This window comes from Enterobacter sp. AN-K1, assembly GCF_020971765.1.
GTDB lineage: Bacteria > Pseudomonadota > Gammaproteobacteria > Enterobacterales > Enterobacteriaceae > Enterobacter > Enterobacter hormaechei_C.
Genome location: NZ_CP087390.1, coordinates 3304749 through 3327383 on the forward strand (window position 1 = coordinate 3304749; position 22635 = coordinate 3327383).

A 22635-nucleotide genomic window follows, 5' to 3' on the forward strand; every position below is an offset into this window, starting at 1 on the left:
TAAACTTCCTTATTTTTTACCAAACGGATGTAACAGTTTATCAATTTCAGGGGTGTTGATATTCTGCGCATTGACATATTTCACTGGAATATCAATTTCTTTAGCCACCGTCTGTCCGGAAATTACCGCGTTCAGCGCCTTTATGCCCTGATAACCAATCTGGTATGCGTCCTGCACCACGAAGCCCTGAATCACGCCGTTTTTGAGGAAGTTAATGATGGCTTCGGTGCTGTCAAAACCGATGACTTTCACTTTGCCCTTCAGATTCTGGCTGTCGATAGCGTTCGCAACGCCCAGGGTTGAGCCTTCGTTGGTGGCATAAATACCGGCGATATCCGGGTTGGCCTGAACCATATCAATGGTTTTATCCATCGCCTTTTGCGGGTCGCCATCGCTATATTGCACCGGCAGTACCTGAATATTCGGGTACTTCTCTTTCATTCGCTCGCTGAATCCTTCAGAGCGCTCAATGGCGGACGTCGTTCCGGCTACGTGGGCGATAATACCCACTTTCCCCTTCTGGCCTACCTGCTCCGCCAGCGCATCCGCAGCCTGTGCGCCCGCCTTACGGTTATTGGTGGCGACAAAGCTGGCCGGGATATCGGAGTTCACGCCCGAGTCGAAGGTCACCACTTTGATCCCCCGGCTGTTGGCGGTTTCGACCAGCGGGGCAAGGGCGTTTGCATCAAGCGCGGCCAGCAACAGGCCGTTTGGCTTTTGTGCCATGGTGTTTTCGACTAACTGGATCTGCTCGGCGATTTGCGTTTCATCGGCAGGGCCAACGTAGCTGGTTTTGTCACCCAACTCTTTTGCGGCAGCTTCCGTCCCCATTTTGACCGTCTGCCAGAATTCGTGCTGGTAACCTTTACTGACTACCGGCAGGTTCAAATCTTTTGCCAGCGCGCTGCTGGACAGGATGGCAACGAGCGACAGGGCGCTCAGGATATGGCTGGTTTTCATTATTTTGCTCCGTTGTAGGGTTGGCAGGGCTTGTTGTATCGAGAACCTAACGCATTCTTTTACGTAACGTGTCCAGATAGACGGCGGCAACGACGACCACGCCCATCGCCACCATCTGCCAGAACTGGGACACGCCCATGAGATTGAGGCCGTTTTTCAGCACGCTCATAATGAACGCGCCTATGATGGTGCCGCCAATCGTGCCCACGCCGCCCATCAGACTGGTACCGCCAATCACTACCGCCGCAATGGCTTCCAGCTCATAACCCACGCCTACGGTTGGCTGGCCTGAATTGAGACGAGAGGCGAGGATCACCCCGGCCACGCCGGTTAACAGGCCGCATAAGGCGTAAACGAAAATTTTCACTCGCTGGACTTTAATCCCGGAAAGATGTGCCGCCGTTTCATTGCTGCCGACAGCGTAGATATAGCGGCCCATCACCGTTTTCTTCAGGATCCACATGGCGATCAGTGCCACGATGACCAGGTAGAACACCGGGTAAGGCAGGACGTCGAACAGGCGACCCTGCGCTAGCAGCTTGAACTGCGGGTAGTCAGAAAAATAAATCGCGCGGCCATCGGTCATCACCATATTGATGCCGCGTACCGACATCATTAAGCCGAGGGTGGCAATAAACGGTGGTATGGTCATTTTGGTGACCAGAAACGCGTTCACATAGCCGCAAAGCCCGCCGGCGAGCACGCCAGCCAGAATACAGACCGGCAGCGGCATACCAAACCCGGCGGCGATGCCCACCGCAACCCCTGAGAACGCCACCACCGATCCGAGCGACAGGTCGATCCCGGCGGTAATAATCACAAAGGTTACGCCAATGGCCATGATGCCAATCACCGCCGTTTGCAGGGCGATAGTCATGATATTTTCAGTATTAAAGAAGAACGGTGAGCTGAAGCTGAAAAACAGAACCAGCAATACCAGGCTAAAAAAAGGCGCCAGACGCATCAGGAGCGCTTTATTTATTTTCATCGTATGACTTCCGCTTTGCGGCGATGGAACGGTAACGGACATGATTAATCCTCCAGCGTGGCGTATTGCATGATTTTTTCCTGGGTGGCGTGCTCAGCCTCTATTTCGCCGGCAATGCGGCCGCTGCGCATCACAAGTATGCGGTCGCACATTCCTAATACTTCCGGCAGTTCGGATGAAATCATGATGATCGATTTACCTTTAGCGACAAGGCGGTTCATTAGTTCATAAATTTCCAGCTTGGCGCCAACATCAATTCCCCGGGTTGGCTCATCAAAAATTAAAATATCGGTATCTTTACAGACCCAGCGGGCAATAATGATCTTCTGTTGATTACCGCCGCTTAAATTCAGTGCCGCCTGTTCCAGATGCGGCGTTTTTATTCGCAGCGCATCCACCAGTTTCTGGCTGGACTCCCGGCAGCGTTTTTCATCGACATTACCCACGACGCCAGCGTAGTCCGGGTAATTGCCGAGCATAATGTTCATCTCAACGGAAAGGCCGAGGGCGAGTCCCTCTTTTTTGCGGTCTTCTGTTAAATAGCTGATGCCTTTCTCAATGGCGTCAGCCACGTCTTTAATCCGTGTGGGGGTGCCGTTCAGCGTTAGAGTACCGGCGTCGATCGCATCGGCGCCAAACAGGGCCCGGCCCAGTTCCGTTCGGCCTGCGCCCATTAAGCCAGCGAGGCCGAGGATCTCACCGCGCCAGAGGGTAAAGTTGATGTCGTGCAGTACACCATTTCGCGTCAGGCCATTCACCTCCAGCACTTTTTCTCTGCGCTGATGCGGTGGGCGTTTTGGGTAGATGTTATCGAGATTGCGGCCAACCATCATGGCGATAAGCTCGCCGATCTGAACCGTTTCATAATCTACGGTGGCGATGTATTGTCCGTCGCGCATGACGGTCGCGCGATCGGCGATCAGCGCCAATTCTTCCAGACGGTGCGAGATGTAGACTATCCCCGTGCCCTGAGCCTTGAGCATCCGCGTGACGTCAAATAAACTCTCGATTTCACTTTCGGTCAGCGCGGCGGTGGGTTCATCCATGATTAGCACTTTGGCATTGACCGAAATCGCTTTGGCAATTTCAACCATCTGCTGCTGGGCTACGGTTAATTCACTGACGCGGGCGTCCGGGGCGATTTTTAAATTCAGCGTGTGCAGTATTTTCTCAACCGCCTGTCGCTGGGCGCGTTTATCTAACTGCCAGCGACTATTTTTGCAGAATTCACGGCCAATAAAGATATTCTCTTCCACGGTTAAATCGGGAAAGAGATTAAATTCCTGATGGATAATCGTAATACCTGCGTGCTGAGCACTTAGCGGATCGCTGAATGATACGGATTGCCCTTCAAAGCGAATTTCACCGGAATCGGGTTGGTAAACTCCGGATAATATTTTCATCAGCGTCGATTTGCCGGCACCGTTTTCACCTAACAGGGCATGTACTTCGCCGCGGCGTAAATCGAAATCAACCTGATTCAGCGCCAGCACGCCGGGAAAGCGTTTGGTGATGCGCGTCATCTGAATAAGAGTCTCTGACATTGCAAAATTCCTGTGTTGGAAAGGCAATGAATCACAAGCCACAGTGATTTAGTTATTAAGCTAACTCGACTTAGCTTTCGTCCTTAAAAGCTATTTTAGGGTCATAATTTAGCCAAATCATTTGTATTCAAATTGTGACGTCGTGCAAAGGTATTTTGTTATTTAATTGAATTCAAACGATATGTTTAGATTTTGCTGAATCGTAATACCTGACACTGATCGAATTTTGACCTCTCATCGTGAAACTGCTCACAGATTCTGCACATTTATCTTGTCTCATTTTTAGTGAGAACCCTAAGCTAATTCGAGTTAGCAAATTTCACCGCTTTCCGTTCACGGTGCTGCCCGGGCGCTTTTTCACGGCTATGCCCCTGAGACGGATAGGTTAACCAACGTGAGGAAGGGCTATGAAAACGATAAAAGCGTTACCCCGGATTGGCATTCGACCTGTTATTGATGGCCGCCGAATGGGCGTACGCGAGTCTCTGGAAGAGCAGACCATGAACATGGCGAAAGCCACGGCGGCGCTACTCAGTGAAAAATTACGCCACCCCTGCGGTACGCCCGTAGAGTGCGTAATTGCCGACAGCTGCATTGCCGGAATGGCGGAATCCGCCGCTTGCGAAGAGAAGTTCAGCACGTGCCACGTTGGTCTGACGATCACCATCACCCCCTGCTGGTGTTACGGGAGTGAAACCATTGATATGGATCCGCTGCGCCCGAAAGCGATCTGGGGCTTTAATGGCACCGAGCGTCCGGGGGCGGTATACCTCGCAGCGGCGCTGGCAGCGCATAACCAGAAAGGGATCCCGGCGTTTTCCATTTACGGCCACGATGTACAGGATGCGGGCGACGAGACCATCCCGGCAGACGTTGAGGAAAAATTGTTGCGCTTCGCCCGGGCGGGCCTGGCGGTCGCCAGCATGAAGGGGAAAAGTTATCTGTCGGTGGGCGGTGTCTCAATGGGGATCGCGGGCTCGATTGTCGATCACAACTTCTTTGAATCCTGGCTGGGGATGAAGGTGCAGGCGGTGGATATGACCGAACTGCGTCGCCGCATCGATCATAAGATTTACGACGAACAAGAACTTGAGCTGGCCCTGAGCTGGGCGAAGGCACATTTCCGTTTCGGCGAGGATAAAAACGCAGAGCAGTATCGTCGCAATGAACAGGAAAATGCCGCGATCCTGCGGGAGAGCCTGCTAATGGCGATGTGCATCCGCGACATGATGCAGGGCAACCCTAAACTCGCTGCGATGGGCCGCGTGGAGGAATCGCTGGGCTATAACGCCATTGCGTCCGGTTTCCAGGGGCAGCGCCACTGGACGGATCAGTATCCAAATGGCGATACCGCAGAGGCGCTGCTGAACAGCTCTTTCGACTGGAACGGTATTCGCCAGCCGTTGGTAGTGGCGACGGAAAATGACAGCCTTAACGGGGTAGCGATGCTGTTTGGGCATCTGATGACCGGCACCGCGCAGATTTTTGCTGATGTACGCACCTACTGGTCGCCGGAGTCGGTTGAGCGTGTTACCGGCCAGAAGCTCACTGGACGGGCTGAGCACGGCATTATTCATCTGATCAACTCCGGCTCGGCGGCGCTGGACGGTACAGCGGAGCAGAAAGACGCCGAGGGGAAACCGACCCTGAAACCACACTGGGACATTACTGACCAGGAAGCCAACGCGTGCCTGGCCGCAACCCACTGGTGTCCGGCGGTGCATGAATACTTCCGCGGGGGCGGTTTCTCATCAAACTTCCTCACCCGGGGTGGCGTGCCATTTACCATGACCCGCGTAAACCTCATCAAGGGTGTGGGTCCGGTATTACAGATAGCGGAAGGCTGGAGTGTTGAGCTGCCGGAACACGTACATGACATTCTGAATAAGCGCACCGATTCAACCTGGCCCACCACCTGGTTTGCCCCACGCCTGACCGGTAAAGGCCCGTTCAGCGACGTCTATTCAGTGATGGCGAACTGGGGCGCTAACCACGGGGTATTAACCGTCGGGCACGTCGGCGCTGATTTCATCACCCTGGCGTCCATGCTGCGCATCCCTGTATGCATGCATAACGTACCGGAGGCGCTGATTTATCGGCCGACGGCCTGGGGCGCTCACGGTATGGATCCGGAAGGGCAGGATTACCGCGCCTGTGAAAATTACGGACCGTTATACAAACATTAATCCGGCCTGCCACCCTGCTCCGGCGGGCTGGCAGCCTGTGGGGACCGCGATGAAAAAATGTTTTCTGGTTCTCGATTGTGGCGCGACGAACGTGCGCGCCATTGCGCTGGATCCCGAAGGGAATATTGTGGCGCGCGCCGTGGTGGCGAACGAAAGCGAAAGCGCCGCTGAAAATCCGGCCTGGCACCAGTGGTCGCTCGACGCCATCATGCAACGGTTTGCCGTCTGTTGTCAGAAAATCAGCGCAGCGCTGAGCGAGCATAACCTGTGCGGAATGAGTGTGACGACCTTTGGCGTGGATGGCGCACTGGTAGATGAGCGGGGAGAACTGCTTTACCCGATCATCAGCTGGAAGTGCCCGCGAACCGTGCCGGTGATGGAAGCGGTTGCCCGTTCATGCTCCCCGGCAGAACTACAGCAGATCACCGGCGTTGGGCAGTTTAGTTTTAACACGTTGTATAAGCTAGGCTGGCTTCAGGACAACCATCCCGATCTGTTACAGCGTGCTCACGCCTGGCTTTTTATCTCCTCGCTAATCAACCATCGCCTGACCGGAAAGATGACGACCGATCTCACGATGGCCGGTACCAGTCAGATGTTCGATCTGCATCAGCAGCGCTTCAGCGAAACGATCTTAAGCAAGATCGGCGTGCCTCATTCCCTTTTCCCGCCGCTGGTTTCCCCCGGAGAAAGGATTGGTGAATTGCGGCCCGACGCTGCATCCAGGCTCGGATTGCCTTGCGGTGTGCCGGTGATCTCCGCCGGGCACGACACGCAGTTTGCCCTTTTTGGCGCCGGGGCGGGAATTAATGAGCCAGTTCTCTCTTCGGGTACCTGGGAGATTTTAATGGCGCGCACCACGCAGGTTGATACCGCTTTGCTGGGGCAATACCCGGGCGCAACCTGCGAACTGGATAGCCGGACGGGGCTCTATAATCCGGGAATGCAATATCTGGCGTCTGGCGTACTGGAGTGGATCCGCGCGCTGTTCTGGTCGCCTGGTACCGACTGGGACACTATTCTGGCTCAGGCGGCGGCAATTCCGAACGGCGCGGATGGCGTCACGATGAATACCCAACTGCTCGATTCTCCACTCGCCGGCTGGCAGGGCGTTACGCTCACCACCACGCCAGCCCATTTTTACCGCGCAGCCCTGGAAGGACTCACGGTGCATCTGCAAGAAAAATGCCTGGCGCTGGAGGCGATCGCGCAATTTAAGGCGCGTGAACTCCTGCTGGTGGGGGGAGGTAGCCGCAATATGCTGTGGAATCAGCTCAAGTCCAATGCGCTTGGGATCCCGGTGAAGGTTCTTGAAGAGGCTGATACGACCGTGCTGGGGGCGTCTTTGTACGGATGGTGGGGCGTCGGAGAAACGGCCAGCGCTGAGGCTGCTCGCGATCGGGTCCACTATCGTTACCGTTATTTCTATCCTGAGGAGCAACCTTGTGCTTAAAACGATATCCCCTCTGATTTCACCCGAGCTGCTGAAAACGCTGGCAGAAATGGGTCATGGTGACGAGATTATTTTTGCAGATGCTCACTTTCCCGCGCACAGCCTGGGGCCAAAGACGATCCGCGCAGATGGCCTGCTCATCAGCGATTTGCTGGCCGCGGTGATACCGCTGTTTGAACTGGACAGCTATGCGCCACCGCTGGTGATGATGGCCCCTGTCGACGGGGATACGCTCGATATACAGGTAGAAGCGCGCTATCGCAACGCACTCTTTGGTGAGGCGGAAGGGGAGGGGGTTACGCGTATTGACCGTTATGCGTTTTATGCGCGGGCACAGAAAGCGTACGCCATCGTGGTGACGGGCGAGACCGCGAAATACGGCAATATACTGTTAAAGAAAGGGGTTACGCCGTACCAATAAAAAACGCCGGGCTAAACCCGGCGTTTTTACATCAGTCTTCTTACCAGACGTAAGTCAGCAGGTGTTGTGAATCTGGCACCATGAAGTCTACGGACATCATCACGGACAGGGAGGTGATGGCGACAATCGAGAACACAAACAGCTTGCGTGCCCAGACCTTGTCATCTTCCACTTTGTAACCGCGCAGGGCCATGCCGAGCCACCATACGCTCACCGCAGCTGCTACCACCAGATATTTATATCCGGCGTAACCGCCCAGAGAGAGCATCAGCGTTGCCACGGCAAAAGCGATGATGTAGAGCGTGATGTGGTTCTTGGCAACCGAAATGCCTTTCACGACCGGCAGAACCGGAATGTTCGCCGCCTGATAATCCTTAAAGCGGAAAATCGCGATGGCGTAGGAGTGCGGCATCTGCCACAGGCTAAAGATAGCCAGCAGGATGAGCGCACCGCTGTCGAACTCGTTCGTGACGGCGCAGTAGCCAATCACCGGCGGCGCCGCGCCGGAGAGAGAACCAATCAGCGTGCCGTAGACGGAGTGACGTTTCATATACAGGCTGTAGACGCCCACATACACCACGAACCCCATCACCCCCAGCCAGCAGGCCAGCGGGTTAGCACCAAACCACAGCAGCATAAAGCCAGCAATACCCAGCAAGGTGGCGTACACCAGCGAGACGGAAGGAGCAATCAGGCCTTTAACCAGCACCCGATTTTTGGTCCTTTCCATCTTCTTGTCGATATCCATGTCGATGTAGTTGTTAAATACACAACCGGACGCAACCACCAGTGACACACCGACCAGCGTGTAAATAAAGAGGGTGTAATCAATGCTGCCTTTAGAGGCCAGCAGGAACCCTCCGATTACGGAGATCAGGTTGCCAAAGATGATGCCTGGTTTCGTGACTTGCAGGTATTGCTTAAACATACTCGCCGCTCTTAGTGAACCATCATGTTGTAGTTAAGGTTCCACATAATCCAGATGGAACCGACTACCAGGATAGCGATGATAATCACGGTAAAGATAAAGGCCGTCATGTTCCAGCCTTCATCGGACTTGGTGTTCATGTGCAGGAAGCAAACCAGATGCACCAGAATCTGAATCACCGCGGTCACCAGGATTGCGCCCAGGATAACCGGCTTAGATGCAGAACCGTTCATCACCATCCAGAACGGGATCACCGTCAGAATGATCGACAGGATGAAACCTGTCATGTAGGTTTTTACGCTGCCGTGGGAAGCGCCATGATCGTTAGAATGACTCATTACATCGCCCCCATCAGATAGACAACAGAGAACACACAGATCCATACCACGTCCAGGAAGTGCCAGAACAGGCTCAGGCACATAATACGGGTACGGTTAGTACTGGTCAGGCCGCGACGGGAGATCTGGAACATCAGCACCGCCATCCAGATCAGACCCGAGGTCACGTGCAGACCGTGGGTGCCTACCAGCGCGAAGAACGCTGACAGGAAGCCGCTACGATCCGGGCCGAAACCTTCCATGATCAGGTGATGGAATTCATAGATTTCCATCCCGATAAAGCCAGCACCAAACAGCCAGGTCAACGCCAGCCAGGAGACAACCTGGCTCTTGTTGTTTTTGTACATGGCGATAGCCGCCATGCCGTAGGTGATGGAGCTGAATAACAGCAGTGCGGTTTCAACCAGAACGAACGGCAGTTCAAAGATGTCCTTACCGGTCGGGCCGCCCGCTGTGCCGTTCACCAGAACGGCATAGGTTGCGAACAGACAGCAGAACAGGATGCAGTCGCTCATCAGGTAGATCCAGAAACCGAAGACTTTCGTCGGTCCTGTATCATGGTGCGCATGTTCATGCGCGTGGGCAGTTGAGTGCGCCAGAGTATCAGTTGCCATTTTTCAGCCCCGCTTTAGAAATCTCGTCAAAATGCTGGTTTTCCAGCTTTTCAACTTCACGGACTGGTACGTAGTAGTCCACGTCCTCGTCAAAGCTCTTCACAATCCAGCTGATTACGATGCCAGCGAAGCCAACAATCGCCATCCACCAGATGTGCCAGATCATTGCGAAACCAAATACCGTTGCGAAAGCGGCAATAACCATGCCCGCGGCGCTGTTTTTCGGCATATGGATCTCTTCGTAATGCTCAGGTTGCTTGTACGCTTCACCTTTTTCTTTCATTTCCCAGAATGCATCACGCTCGTGAATGTGCGGCACTACGGCAAAGTTATAGAACGGAGGCGGAGAAGAGGTCGCCCACTCCAGCGTACGGCCACCCCACGGGTCACCGGTCAGGTCGCGGTTCAGGTTACGGTCACGGATAGACACGTAGTACTGAATCAGCTGGCACAGAATACCGCAGGCAATCAGCGCTGCGCCGCCCGCTGCAACCATCAGCATTGGGTGGAACTGCGGATCGATCTGCTGGCTCAGACGACGGGTCATCCCCATGAAGCCCAGCACGTACAGCGGCATAAACGCCACGAAGAAGCCGATGATCCAGAACCAGAACGCGCGTTTACCCCATTTTTCGTTCAGGGTGAAACCGAACGCTTTTGGCCACCAGTAGGTCACACCAGCGAAGCAGCCGAAGACCACGCCACCGATGATAACGTTATGGAAGTGCGCAATCAGGAACAGACTGTTGTGCAGAACGAAGTCAGCACCTGGTACGGCCAGCAGTACGCCGGTCATCCCACCTACGGAGAAGGTCACGATGAAGCCGATGGTCCACAGCATAGCTGAGTGGAACACGATACGACCCTGGTACATGGTGAACAGCCAGTTGAAGATCTTAACCCCGGTCGGGATCGCGATAATCATGGTGGTAATACCGAAGAAGGCGTTTACGTTGGCACCCGCACCCATGGTGAAGAAGTGGTGCAGCCAGACGATGAACGACAGGACGGTAATACATACGGTTGCCCACACCAGAGAGGTGTAACCAAACAGGCGTTTACGCGAGAAGGTTGCCGCGATTTCGGAGAATACACCGAACACCGGCAGAACCAGGATGTACACTTCCGGGTGACCCCAGGCCCAAATCAGGTTGATGTACATCATCATGTTGCCACCCATATCATTCGTGAAGAAATGGGTACCCAGATAGCGATCCAGGGTCAGCAGCGCGATGGTGACGGTCAGAATTGGGAACGACGCGATAATCAGGACGTTGGCGCACAGAGATGCCCAGGTAAATACTGGCATCTTGAACATCGTCATACCTGGTGCACGCATCTTCAGGATGGTCACGAAGAAGTTAATACCGGTCAGGGTGGTACCGACACCGGAGAGCTGAAGCGCCCAAATCCAGTAGTCAACGCCCACGCCCGGACTGTACTCAATTCCCGACAGCGGCGGGTAGGCCAGCCAGCCAGTCTGAGCAAATTCGCCCACACCCAGTGACAGGTTAACCAGGATAACGCCGACAACCGTGAACCAGAAGCTCAGGTTGTTCAGGAACGGGAACGCAACGTCGCGCGCGCCGATTTGCAGCGGAACGACCACGTTCATCAGACCGATTACCAGCGGCATCGCCACGAAGAAGATCATGATAACGCCGTGGGCGGTAAAGATCTGATCGTAGTGGTGCGGTGGCAGGAAGCCGGCTTCGCCCGCAGACGCAAGCGCCTGCTGGCTACGCATCATGATTGCATCCGCAAAGCCACGAATTAACATGACGATACCGACGATGCAGTACATGATACCGAGTTTTTTGTGGTCAACCGAAGTCAGCCACTCATTCCACAGGTAGCTCCACTTACCGAAGTAAGTGATCAGGCCAACTAAGGCCGCGCCACCAATGATAATTGCAGCCACCGTAACCATAATAATCGGTTCATGGTAGGGCACTGCATCCAGTGTCAATTTTCCGAACATTTTCTTCCTCGGCCCCTTAGTGAGCGGTTTCCGCGTGGCTCATGTCCATGCCTTCCATACCCTGGTGCGTGTTGTGCTCGCCTTCAGGCTGGGTCATGTCCATGCTCATGCCGTGATCCATAAATTTGCCAATAACGTCTTTGAACAGATTCGGTTTCACGTTAGAGAAGTACTCCACCTTGTTGTATTCGCTAGGTGCAGCCACTTTTTCGAACGCCGCCATGTCAGACATGGTGTTTGGAGACTGCTTCGCTTTTGCAACCCACTGGTCGAAAGTCGCGCGGTCTGGCGTAGCGATAGCTTTGAACTTCATACCCGAGAAGCCCGGGCCACTATAGCTGGCGGAGATACCGTCGTAGGTGCCTGCTTCATTCGCGATCAGGTGCAGGTTAGTCTGCATACCGGCCATCGCGTAAATCTGGCTGCCCAGACGTGGGATGAAGAAGGAGTTCATTACGGAGTTGGAGGTCACTTTGAACTGAACCGGAGTGTTCGCCGGGAAGGCGATTTCATTCACGGTAGCAATGCCCTGTTCTGGATAGATGAAGAACCATTTCCAGTCCATGGAGACCACTTCAATGGTAATAGGTTTTTCATCGTGAACCAGCGGTTTGCTCGGCTCAAGTGCGTGAGTGGTTTTCCAGGTCAGTACAGCAAGGAACAGGATGATCAGAATAGGTACCGTCCAGACCACAGCTTCCACTTTATTGGAGTGTGACCAGTTAGGGCTATACTTCGCATCTTTATTGCTCGCACGATACTTCCAGGCGAAACCAACAGCCATCAAGATGGCAGGAATAACCACAATCAACATCAGGCCAAAAGCCGTCAGTATCAATGAACGTTGTTCCAGTCCAATCTGTCCTTTGGGGTCTAGTAGTGCAGAATCGCAGCCACTGAGTAATACAGTGCCTGCGAATAATGACAACCATCCCAAACTTTTATTGTATTTCCTGAGTCTCATTTAACGACCTCAATTCCACGGGAGTCTGGTGGCGTTTAAAGTGTGGGGGCATTTTACGGGAAGGTTACATTACTGTAAACATCATTAGCCCTGTGTCAGGAAGGTGTTACCGGGTTCTGCCGCACATGTCACAAGTGTTGCAAATTATGTCGCGTTTTCCGGGGGAAGCCGCACGGAGCGGGCGTTATAACGAAAGGGTGCCCCAGCATACCGCAAAAGGGACAATTGGTATAACCATTGTGAAAAATACACAAATAATTAACAATTAATTATCAATAAAAAGACAACTAAAAAACGAAAATTCAATCTTTCGAATGCTGAATCGTTTAACGGAAAATAGCGTAGCGAAATAAGCTCCAATAATTTCCGAATGCTATCCCGCACAAAACAACAAATATTTTTTTTTGCCGATGGCGGTTATTTCGCCGTTATAATTTCGTGTCGTTATTACAACGGGAAATAACCTTTCGCTTTTTACTTCATGTCATCTGCGTTTTCCGCAATGACATGAAATCCAGCATCCCACCGGTCAGGATACCCACGATGGCGAGTAACACCCCTGCATCAAGCAGCTGGGTTTCAAACGGAAGCGACAAGGTGGTCGTCGCATTCAAGATGAGTACCGCGAGCCACACTACCAGCGCAAGACAACCAGCCATCAGCAGACGCAGGGCAAACCGATAGGCAGCCTGATATTCCGTGCGCGGCATGAAGTGTTCCGTCCGCTGGGTATATTCCAGCGTCTGGCGACAGACCAGCAGCAATAAAATCCCCGGCACCGCCGCCACCACCGAGAAGAGATAAAACGTCGGCCAGCCGTGAGCTTCAACAAACCAGCCCGCGACGGGGCCAACGTATACGCGCCCGACGGCAGAAAGGGCAGACAGTAGCGCAAATTGGGTGGCGGAAAATGACTTATTGCACAGCGTCATCAGCAGGGCGACAAATGCCGCAGTGCCCATACCGCCACACAGGTTTTCAAAGAATACCGCCGTCGCCATGCTGATCATATGCTTGTCGGTGATCGACAGCAGCCAGTAACCGGCATTCGATGCGCCCTGAAGGATGCCGAAGATCAGCAGAGCGCGGAACAGCGTCAGGCGCTGCATCAATACACCGCCGTACAGCGCGCCGACGATGGTGGCAAACAGTCCCAGGGTTTTGTTCACCACGCCGACTTCGCCCGCATCAAACCCGACGCCGCGGATCAGGAAGGTGGTGGTCAGACTCATGGCGAAAGCGTCGCCAAGCTTATAAAGGACAATCAGCAGCAGGATCAGCCAGGCATTATTGCGACCAAAGAAGTCGCGGAGCGGTGCGGCGACGGCCTGCTCCAGCGAGCGGGGGACCGGAATCACATCGCTCGGTTCAGGCGCGAATAGCGTGGCAATAATGCAGGGGATCAGCAGAGCGGCCATCAGCCAGTACATTCCCTGCCAGCCGAGATAGCGGTCGGCAAGCCAGAGGGCCAGCCCGCCGGAAACCAGCATACCCAGGCGGTAGCCAAGCACGCTGATTGCCGCACCGGCGCCACGCTCTTCCGCTGGCAGGACGTCCGTCTTCCAGGCGTCAAAAACAATGTCCTGCGAAGCGGAGCAGAAGGCGATCACCACCGCAAGCGCGGCCATCCAGCGCAGCTGTGTTGACGGCTCAAGGAAACCCATTGCGGCAATGGCCAGCAACAGCAGTACCTGCGTCATCACTAACCAGCCGCGACGGCGCCCGAGGAACGGTGGGGTATAGCGATCCATCACCGGCGACCACAGGAACTTAAAGACGTAAGCCTGGCCGACGAGCGAGAAGAAACCAATGGTTTTAAGATCGATGTTCTCAACCGTCATCCACGCCTGTAACGTGCCGGAGGTGAGCGCAAGGGGTAAACCGGAGGCGAAACCAAGGATCAGCAGAATAGCTGATTTCGGTTGCTGGAAAATACGTAAGTAGTGACTGGACATGTTCTTATGAACTGACCCGGTGAAGCACCGGGTCAGTCAGCAGGATTAACGGGCGTTCTGCTTGATGAAGTCGTGAATACTGGTGTCCTGTGCCATGTCGGCAATGGTGTCAGTCAGCACACTGTTAACCGCGTCAGCGATATTTTTGTTGGAGGCCTGGAATGCGCCTTCAACGGAATAGCTTGCACGGTAGTTTTTGTTCATTTTATTGCCGTTCTTCGCGGTAGCAATGATGGCGATATCGGCTTTGGTCGCAATGTTGTAGCGAACGTTACCCTGGGAGACGTCAGCGTACAGGTTGTTCACGATGATTTGCAGATCAACCGCGCCGCTTGGGCCAATCATGTATCCACGGGAGGTCATCTGTTTTTCCAGCACTTCCTGCAACAGGAAGCGCAGGTCGCGGGAGGCGGTCAGCGTGACCTGCTGGTTGTCGCGAGTCACTTTCGCCAGCGCCTGGTCCTGACGCTGATCGGCGCCATTAATGCTGACTGTGACGCCCATCAGACTTGGATCCTGCTGAGGCAGGGTAATTTTTGGTGAAACGTCAATGGTCGTCGGCGGAGTCGCGCAGCCGGCGAGCATAAAGAGTGCTACCAACGGAAAGAAGAGTTTTTTTAACATTTTCGGGTTCTCAACGAATCGTAAGCAAAGAGAGAAAAATTGCCGCCATCATAACATCGCTAACGGCCAGGGGAAGTGGTCAACGCATGTAAATTCATCGCCTTGTCCGAAAACTGACCACCTTTCCGCTTTTCTCTGCCTGTAAGTGACAAAACGTATGAACCTCATAGTGAACTTCATTCGTTTGGATGAGAAAATCAGACGAAAGCTAAATATTTGTTGTCAAGGTGTAATGGAACCGGTAAAAGCGGCTAATATTTAAAGGGATGGGTGACACCTTAGCGTTGTCGGAGGAGTGATTTCATGATGATACGTGAACAGATAGAAGAAAAATTAAGGGCAGCGTTCAACCCTGTGTTTCTCGAAGTTGTCGACGAAAGCTATCGTCATAACGTGCCGGCAGGTTCTGAAAGCCACTTTAAAGTGGTTCTGGTCAGCGATCGCTTCACGGGAGAACGTTTCCTGAACCGACACCGCTTGATCTACAGCACCTTGACGGAAGAACTCTCCACAACCGTACATGCGCTGGCGCTGCATACCTACACCATTAAGGAATGGGAAGGGCTACAGGATACGGTATTCGCATCACCGCCTTGTCGGGGTGCAGGCACCATCGCCTGATAAATCGGATTTGCAACCGCCGGAGTTTTTCCAGTATGTTGCTTACAGATTTCGTCAAAACGGCCTTCGGGCCGTTTTGTTTTGTCTGAGTTTTGAGCGGATGGCGCGTTTTTAAGGCTAAAAATAGCCTTAAAGTGTGAAAAAAGCCGCAGCAACATGCTCCAACCGTTCTCGACTCACCTAAGTGATGCCGCTATAATGCCGCGTCTTATTGAATGTCTTCGGGATGATTCTGGCGACAGGGAATGTGAATCTGCACATAAGAGAGCATCCCGGTATAACAGACAGATTCAGAGTTGACCGAGCACTGTGATTTTTTTGAGGTAACAAGATGCAAGTTTCAGTTGAAACCACTCAAGGCCTTGGCCGCCGTGTAACGATTACTATCGCTGCTGACAGCATCGAAACTGCTGTGAAAAGCGAGCTGGTCAACGTAGCAAAAAAAGTACGTATTGACGGCTTCCGCAAGGGCAAAGTACCAATGAATGTTGTTGCTCAGCGTTATGGCGCTTCCGTGCGTCAAGATGTGCTGGGTGAACTGATGAGCCGCAACTTTATCGACGCGATCATCAAAGAAAAAATCAATCCAGCCGGCGCGCCGAACTACGTTCCAGGTGAATACAAGCAGGGCGAAGACTTCACCTACTCCGTAGAGTTCGAAGTGTACCCGGAAGTTGAGCTGAAAGGTCTGGAATCTATCGAAGTTGAAAAACCGATCGTTTCCGTGACTGACGAAGACGTTGACGGCATGCTGGATACCCTGCGCAAGCAGCAGGCGAACTGGAAAGAGAAAGAAGGCGCTGTTGACGCGGAAGACCGCGTAACCATCGACTTCACCGGTTCTGTAGACGGCGAAGAGTTCGAAGGCGGTAAAGCGTCTGACTTCGTACTGGCGATGGGCCAGGGTCGTATGATCCCAGGCTTCGAAGACGGTATCAAAGGTCACAAAGCGGGCGAAGAGTTCACCATTGACGTGACCTTCCCTGAAGAATACCACGCTGAAAACCTGAAAGGTAAAGCAGCGAAGTTCGTTATCAACCTGAAGAAAGTGGAAGAGCGCGAACTGCCAGAACTGACCGAAGAATTCATCAAGCGTTTCGGCGTGGAAGATGGTTCTGTTGCGGGCCTGCGTACCGAAGTGCGTAAAAACATGGAGCGCGAGCTGAACGGCGCTGTACGTAACCGCGTGAAGTCTCAGGCGATTGAAGGTCTGGTGAAAGCGAACGACATCGACGTTCCTGCTGCCCTGATCGACAGCGAAATCGACGTTCTGCGCCGTCAGGCTGCACAGCGCTTCGGTGGCAACCAGCAGCAAGCGATGGAACTGCCACGCGAGCTGTTCGAAGAGCAAGCGAAACGTCGCGTTGTTGTCGGCCTGCTGCTGGGCGAAGTGATTCGTACCCACGAGCTGAAAGCTGACGAAGAGCGTGTGAAAGGCCTGATCGAAGAGATGGCTTCTGCATACGAAGATCCATCAGAAGTGATCGAGTTCTACGGTAAGAACAAAGAGCTGATGGACAACATGCGCAACGTCGCACTGGAAGAGCAGGCTGTTGAAGCGGTACTGGCGAAAGCGAAAGTGACCGAAAAAGAGACCTCTTTCACCGAACTGATGAACCAGCAGGCGTAATTTCGCCCCAACGGTTTAAAGTTTGAACAAAAAACCCGTTGCCCTCCGGCGACGGGTTTTTTTTATCACAGTTTTAGTCCTGGAAGGGTGCTAAAACGCCCTTTCAGTGTTAGCGTTACAACAAAACGTTGTTATGCTTGAAATAGGGCATGGCGACCCCCATTAGTATGTAATCACGATGATTGAGACTGGCTGATAATCCGTCCATAAGGTTACAATCAGTACAGCAGGTGTTTTCAATTTTGAACCAGGAGACGGAAATGTCATACAGTGGCGAACGAGATAACTTTGCACCCCATATGGCGCTGGTGCCAATGGTTATTGAACAGACCTCACGCGGTGAGCGTTCTTTCGATATCTATTCCCGTCTGCTCAAGGAACGCGTTATCTTTCTGACCGGCCAGGTGGAAGACCATATGGCTAACCTGATCGTGGCGCAGATGCTGTTCCTGGAAGCGGAAAACCCGGAAAAAGACATTTACCTGTACATCAACTCGCCAGGCGGTGTGATTACGGCGGGCATGTCAATTTATGACACCATGCAATTCATCAAGCCGGATGTCAGCACCATCTGTATGGGGCAGGCGGCGTCCATGGGTGCTTTCCTGTTAACCGCAGGGGCGAAAGGTAAGCGTTTCTGCCTGCCTAACTCCCGCGTGATGATTCACCAGCCGCTGGGTGGTTACCAGGGCCAGGCGACGGATATTGAAATCCACGCCCGAGAAATTCTGAAAGTAAAAGCGCGCATGAATGAACTTATGGCGCAGCATACGGGTCAACCTCTCGAGCAGATCGAGCGCGATACCGAGCGCGATCGCTTCCTCTCTGCACCAGAGGCAGTTGAGTACGGCTTAGTCGACTCCATTTTGACCCATCGTAATTGATGCCCGCGACGCGAGTGTGCCGCTATACTAAGGTAGGGCGGAACGTTGCCTGTAAGCAGCTTGCGTCTGAGAATGGCATTTGCGTCGTCATGTGCGGCACATAGAACTTAAAAAGAGGTTTGGACTCATGACAGATAAACGCAAAGATGGTTCGGGCAAACTGCTGTACTGCTCTTTTTGCGGCAAAAGCCAGCATGAAGTGCGTAAACTGATTGCCGGGCCGTCCGTGTATATCTGCGACGAATGCGTCGATTTATGTAACGACATCATTCGCGAAGAGATTAAAGAAGTCGCGCCGCACCGTGAGCGCAGCGCGTTACCAACGCCACACGAGATTCGCCACCACCTGGACGACTATGTCATTGGTCAGGAGCAGGCGAAAAAAGTGCTGGCGGTGGCGGTATACAACCACTACAAACGTCTGCGTAACGGCGATACCAGCAATGGCGTAGAGCTGGGCAAAAGTAACATTCTGCTGATCGGGCCTACGGGTTCTGGTAAAACCCTGCTGGCGGAAACGCTGGCGCGCCTGCTGGATGTTCCGTTCACCATGGCGGATGCCACCACCCTGACCGAAGCCGGTTATGTGGGTGAAGACGTTGAAAATATTATCCAGAAGCTGCTCCAGAAGTGCGATTACGACGTACAGAAAGCCCAGCGCGGGATCGTCTATATCGATGAGATCGACAAAATCTCCCGTAAATCAGACAACCCGTCGATCACTCGTGACGTCTCGGGCGAGGGCGTGCAGCAGGCGCTGCTGAAGCTGATTGAAGGTACGGTTGCGGCTGTTCCACCGCAGGGTGGACGTAAACATCCGCAGCAGGAATTCTTGCAGGTTGATACCTCCAAGATCCTGTTTATCTGTGGTGGTGCGTTTGCAGGCCTGGATAAAGTGATCTCTCACCGTGTGGAAACCGGCTCCGGCATTGGTTTTGGCGCAACGGTGAAAGCCACGTCTGAAAAACCAAACGAAGGCCAGCTGCTGGCGCAGGTTGAACCGGAAGATCTGATCAAATTCGGTTTGATTCCGGAATTTATCGGCCGTCTGCCGGTTGTGGCGACCCTGAACGAACTGAGCGAAGACGCGCTGATTCAGATCCTGAAAGAGCCGAAAAACGCGCTGACCAAGCAGTATCAGGCGCTGTTTAATCTGGAAGGCGTTGAGCTGGAATTCCGTGACGAAGCACTGGACGCGATTGCCAAGAAAGCGATGGCGCGTAAAACCGGTGCCCGTGGCCTGCGTTCTATCGTAGAAGCAGCATTGCTCGACACGATGTACGATCTTCCTTCTATGGAAGACGTTGAAAAAGTCGTGATCGACGAGTCCGTCATTGGTGGCCAGTCCAAGCCGTTACTGATTTACGGTAAACCGGAAGCGCAGCAGGCATCTGGCGAATAATTCACCATTTCATACAATCAGTTAATCAAAAAGGGGGGATTTTATCTCCCCTTTACTTTTTCCGTATTCATGGCGTTGAATGTATGGGAAACATCCCCATATACTGGATTACATGTTAATGGTTGTGTGAAGCACAGTTACATGACCAGTTTACCTGGCGGACACTAAACTAAGAGAGAGCTCTATGAATCCTGAGCGTTCTGAACGCATTGAAATCCCCGTATTGCCGTTGCGCGATGTGGTGGTTTATCCGCACATGGTCATACCCTTATTTGTAGGGCGGGAAAAATCTATCCGTTGCCTCGAAGCCGCCATGGATCATGATAAAAAAATCATGTTGGTCGCGCAGAAGGAAGCATCAACGGATGAGCCGGGTGTAAACGATCTTTTCACCGTCGGGACCGTGGCCTCTATTTTGCAGATGCTGAAGCTGCCAGACGGCACCGTGAAGGTGCTGGTGGAAGGCTTACAGCGTGCGCGTATTACCACTCTGTCAGACGATGGCGAGCACTTCTCTGCGAAGGCAGAGTACCTTGATTCACCGGAACTTGATGAGCGCGAACAGGAAGTGCTGGTACGCACCGCGATCAGCCAGTTCGAAGGCTACATCAAGCTGAATAAGAAAATCCCACCTGAAGTGCTGACGTCGCTGAACAGCATCGACGATCCTGCACGTCTGGCGGATACCATCGCTGCGCACATGCCGCTGAAGCTTGCTGACAAACAGTCCGTGCTGGAAATGTCCGACGTTAACGAACGTCTGGAATACCTGATGGCGATGATGGAGTCTGAGATCGATCTGCTCCAGGTTGAGAAGCGCATTCGCAACCGCGTCAAAAAGCAGATGGAAAAATCGCAGCGTGAGTACTATCTGAACGAGCAAATGAAAGCCATTCAGAAAGAGCTCGGCGAGATGGACGATGCGCCGGATGAAAACGAAGCGCTGAAGCGTAAGATCGACGCGGCGAAGATGCCGAAAGAGGCGAAAGAGAAAGCCGAAGCTGAGTTGCAGAAGCTGAAAATGATGTCTCCGATGTCGGCAGAGGCGACCGTCGTGCGCGGCTATATTGAGTGGATGGTGCAGGTTCCGTGGAATGCCCGCAGCAAGGTCAAAAAAGACCTGCGTCAGGCGCAGGAAATCCTCGATACCGACCACTACGGCCTGGAACGCGTGAAAGACCGCATTCTTGAGTACCTCGCGGTACAGAGCCGTGTGAACAAAATCAAAGGCCCAATCCTGTGCCTGGTAGGGCCTCCAGGCGTGGGTAAAACCTCTCTGGGCCAGTCCATCGCCAAAGCGACCGGACGTAAGTATATCCGTATGGCGCTGGGCGGCGTACGCGATGAAGCGGAAATCCGCGGCCATCGTCGCACCTATATCGGTTCCATGCCGGGCAAGCTGATCCAGAAGATGGCGAAAGTGGGGGTTAAAAACCCGCTGTTCCTGCTCGATGAGATCGACAAAATGTCTTCGGACATGCGTGGTGATCCGGCGTCGGCGCTGCTGGAAGTGCTTGATCCAGAACAGAACGTGGCGTTCAGCGATCACTACCTGGAAGTGGACTACGACCTGAGCGATGTGATGTTCGTGGCGACCTCCAACTCCATGAACATTCCGGCCCCGCTGCTGGACCGTATGGAAGTGATCCGTCTCTCCGGTTATACCGAAGATGAGAAGCTGAACATTGCTAAGCAGCACCTGCTGCCGAAACAGATTGAGCGTAACGCGCTGAAAGCCAACGAGCTGACCGTCGAGGACAGCGCGATTATTGGCATCATTCGCTATTACACCCGTGAAGCGGGCGTTCGTAGCCTTGAGCGTGAGATCTCTAAGCTGTGCCGTAAGGCGGTGAAACAGCTGCTGCTGGATAAGAGCCTGAAGCACATTGTGATTAACGGCGACAATCTGCATGCTTACCTTGGCGTTCAGCGCTTCGACTACGGTCGTGCGGACAACGAAAACCGCGTTGGTCAGGTGACCGGTCTGGCATGGACGGAAGTGGGCGGCGATCTGCTGACCATCGAAACCGCCTGTGTCCCGGGCAAAGGCAAGCTGACCTACACCGGTTCACTGGGTGAAGTGATGCAGGAGTCCATCCAGGCGGCGCTGACCGTGGTGCGCGCGCGTGCGGAAAAACTGGGTATCAACCCGGATTTCTACGAAAAACGCGACATTCACGTTCACGTTCCGGAAGGGGCGACGCCGAAAGATGGCCCAAGCGCGGGTATTGCCATGTGTACGGCGCTGGTTTCCTGCCTGACAGGGAACCCGGTTCGTGCTGATGTGGCCATGACCGGTGAAATTACGCTGCGTGGTCAGGTACTGCCTATCGGCGGGTTAAAAGAAAAACTGCTGGCGGCACACCGCGGTGGGATCAAAACCGTATTGATCCCTTACGAAAATAAACGCGATCTGGAAGAGATTCCGGACAACGTTATTGCCGATTTGCAGATCCATCCGGTGAAACGCATTGAGGAAGTTCTGACTCTCGCACTGCAAAATGAACCGTCCGGAATGCAGGTTGTGACCGCAAAATAGTGACCTCGCGCAAAGAGCGCCAATAAAAACAAGGCTGGTAAGTCATTTCGTACTTGCCAGCCTTTTTTTGTATAGCTAATTTAGATTGCTGATTGGGTTAGCCATCAACAACGGGTGTTGTAAGGTCATAGCAGGACTGATATAACTGCTGCGCGGTCGCGCTGTGAAGGATTCAGGTGCGATATAAATTATAAAGAGAGGAAGAGAACAGTGAATAAATCTCAACTGATTGACAAAATTGCTGCGGGTGCTGATATTTCTAAAGCTGCAGCGGGACGTGCTTTAGATGCTTTAATTGCTTCTGTTACTGAATCTCTGCAAGCTGGGGACGACGTTGCACTGGTAGGCTTCGGTACTTTTGCGGTTAAAGAGCGTGCAGCCCGTACTGGCCGCAACCCTCAGACCGGTAAAGAGATCACCATTGCTGCCGCTAAAGTGCCGGGTTTCCGTGCAGGTAAAGCGCTGAAAGACGCAGTAAACTGATTGCTTTCCCGCTCCAGGGAAGCTGAAAAGTACAAGGGCGCATCGTTTGATGTGCCTTTTTTGTTTGTCCAGACCTGATTTGTGCGAGTTTATGCGAGTTTATGCGAGTTGTGGGCTGAC

The 22635-nt window shown here is 53.3% G+C and carries 19 protein-coding genes; 9 read left to right on the forward strand and 10 right to left on the reverse strand.

The window, feature by feature from the left end:
- Positions 1-9 precede the first annotated feature (9 nt).
- Genes LOC22_RS15725 through LOC22_RS15735 form a run of 3 tightly spaced genes read right to left on the reverse strand, consistent with a single transcriptional unit; the run spans position 10 to position 3492 of the window.
- The gene (locus tag LOC22_RS15725; RefSeq protein WP_000858088.1) at positions 10-960 is read right to left on the reverse strand and encodes an ABC transporter substrate-binding protein; all 951 of its coding nucleotides are present in this window, start codon (positions 958-960) and stop codon (positions 10-12) included.
- Between the two features lie 46 nt (positions 961-1006).
- Positions 1007-1990, reverse strand: coding sequence for an ABC transporter permease (locus tag LOC22_RS15730; protein WP_230239032.1), 984 nt, complete (start codon positions 1988-1990; stop codon positions 1007-1009).
- Between the two features lie 2 nt (positions 1991-1992).
- A complete protein-coding gene (locus LOC22_RS15735; protein WP_230239033.1) occupies positions 1993-3492 on the reverse strand; it encodes a sugar ABC transporter ATP-binding protein in 1500 nt (499 codons plus the stop codon).
- Between the two features lie 407 nt (positions 3493-3899).
- Between LOC22_RS15735 and fucI the strand changes: the two genes are divergently transcribed.
- Genes fucI through fucU form a run of 3 tightly spaced genes read left to right on the forward strand, consistent with a single transcriptional unit; the run spans position 3900 to position 7552 of the window.
- Complete coding sequence (fucI, locus tag LOC22_RS15740; protein ID WP_230239034.1) at positions 3900-5678, forward strand: L-fucose isomerase; 1779 nt, start codon at positions 3900-3902, stop codon at positions 5676-5678.
- A gap of 49 nt (positions 5679-5727) precedes the next feature.
- Complete coding sequence (gene fucK, locus LOC22_RS15745) at positions 5728-7131, forward strand: L-fuculokinase (RefSeq protein WP_230239035.1); 1404 nt, start codon at positions 5728-5730, stop codon at positions 7129-7131.
- A complete protein-coding gene (gene fucU / locus LOC22_RS15750; RefSeq protein WP_017694412.1) occupies positions 7124-7552 on the forward strand; it encodes an L-fucose mutarotase in 429 nt (142 codons plus the stop codon). The genes fucK and fucU overlap by 8 nt, the downstream gene beginning before the upstream one ends.
- 40 nt (positions 7553-7592) lie before the next feature.
- Here the strand turns inward: fucU and cyoE are convergent, their stop codons facing one another.
- From cyoE to LOC22_RS15785, 7 genes are all read right to left on the reverse strand, one after another.
- On the reverse strand, positions 7593-8480 hold the full coding sequence (gene cyoE / locus LOC22_RS15755; protein ID WP_017383188.1) for a heme o synthase: 888 nt from the start codon (positions 8478-8480) through the stop codon (positions 7593-7595).
- A gap of 11 nt (positions 8481-8491) precedes the next feature.
- Positions 8492-8818, reverse strand: coding sequence for a cytochrome o ubiquinol oxidase subunit IV (locus LOC22_RS15760; protein ID WP_006809888.1), 327 nt, complete (start codon positions 8816-8818; stop codon positions 8492-8494).
- Complete coding sequence (locus LOC22_RS15765; protein ID WP_003859057.1) at positions 8818-9432, reverse strand: cytochrome o ubiquinol oxidase subunit III; 615 nt, start codon at positions 9430-9432, stop codon at positions 8818-8820. The genes LOC22_RS15760 and LOC22_RS15765 overlap by 1 nt, the downstream gene beginning before the upstream one ends.
- Positions 9422-11413, reverse strand: coding sequence for a cytochrome o ubiquinol oxidase subunit I (cyoB, locus tag LOC22_RS15770; RefSeq protein ID WP_017383189.1), 1992 nt, complete (start codon positions 11411-11413; stop codon positions 9422-9424). Before cyoB ends, LOC22_RS15765 begins: the two co-directional genes overlap by 11 nt.
- Positions 11414-11429: 16 nt before the next feature.
- On the reverse strand, positions 11430-12377 hold the full coding sequence (cyoA, locus tag LOC22_RS15775; protein ID WP_006809886.1) for a cytochrome o ubiquinol oxidase subunit II: 948 nt from the start codon (positions 12375-12377) through the stop codon (positions 11430-11432).
- 479 nt (positions 12378-12856) lie between these two features.
- Complete coding sequence (gene ampG / locus LOC22_RS15780) at positions 12857-14332, reverse strand: muropeptide MFS transporter AmpG (protein WP_017383190.1); 1476 nt, start codon at positions 14330-14332, stop codon at positions 12857-12859.
- A gap of 45 nt (positions 14333-14377) precedes the next feature.
- Positions 14378-14956, reverse strand: coding sequence for a lipoprotein (locus tag LOC22_RS15785; RefSeq protein WP_003859052.1), 579 nt, complete (start codon positions 14954-14956; stop codon positions 14378-14380).
- A 303-nt stretch (positions 14957-15259) separates the two neighbouring features.
- Between LOC22_RS15785 and bolA the strand changes: the two genes are divergently transcribed.
- From bolA to hupB, 6 genes are all read left to right on the forward strand, one after another.
- Entirely contained in the window at positions 15260-15577 is a 318-nt protein-coding gene (gene bolA / locus LOC22_RS15790; RefSeq protein ID WP_003859051.1) for a transcriptional regulator BolA, read from the forward strand.
- 331 nt (positions 15578-15908) lie between these two features.
- Positions 15909-17207: a trigger factor gene (gene tig, locus LOC22_RS15795; protein WP_015571277.1), complete on the forward strand. Its 1299-nt coding sequence runs from the start codon at positions 15909-15911 to the stop codon at positions 17205-17207.
- A 260-nt stretch (positions 17208-17467) separates the two neighbouring features.
- The gene (gene clpP, locus LOC22_RS15800) at positions 17468-18091 is read left to right on the forward strand and encodes an ATP-dependent Clp endopeptidase proteolytic subunit ClpP (protein WP_006809880.1); all 624 of its coding nucleotides are present in this window, start codon (positions 17468-17470) and stop codon (positions 18089-18091) included.
- A gap of 127 nt (positions 18092-18218) precedes the next feature.
- Entirely contained in the window at positions 18219-19493 is a 1275-nt protein-coding gene (clpX, locus tag LOC22_RS15805; protein WP_015571275.1) for an ATP-dependent protease ATP-binding subunit ClpX, read from the forward strand.
- 184 nt (positions 19494-19677) lie between these two features.
- On the forward strand, positions 19678-22032 hold the full coding sequence (gene lon, locus LOC22_RS15810; RefSeq protein ID WP_014882775.1) for an endopeptidase La: 2355 nt from the start codon (positions 19678-19680) through the stop codon (positions 22030-22032).
- Positions 22033-22242: 210 nt separating this feature from the next.
- Positions 22243-22515: a nucleoid-associated protein HU-beta gene (hupB, locus tag LOC22_RS15815; RefSeq protein WP_002444653.1), complete on the forward strand. Its 273-nt coding sequence runs from the start codon at positions 22243-22245 to the stop codon at positions 22513-22515.
- The last annotated feature ends 120 nt before the right edge of the window (positions 22516-22635 follow it).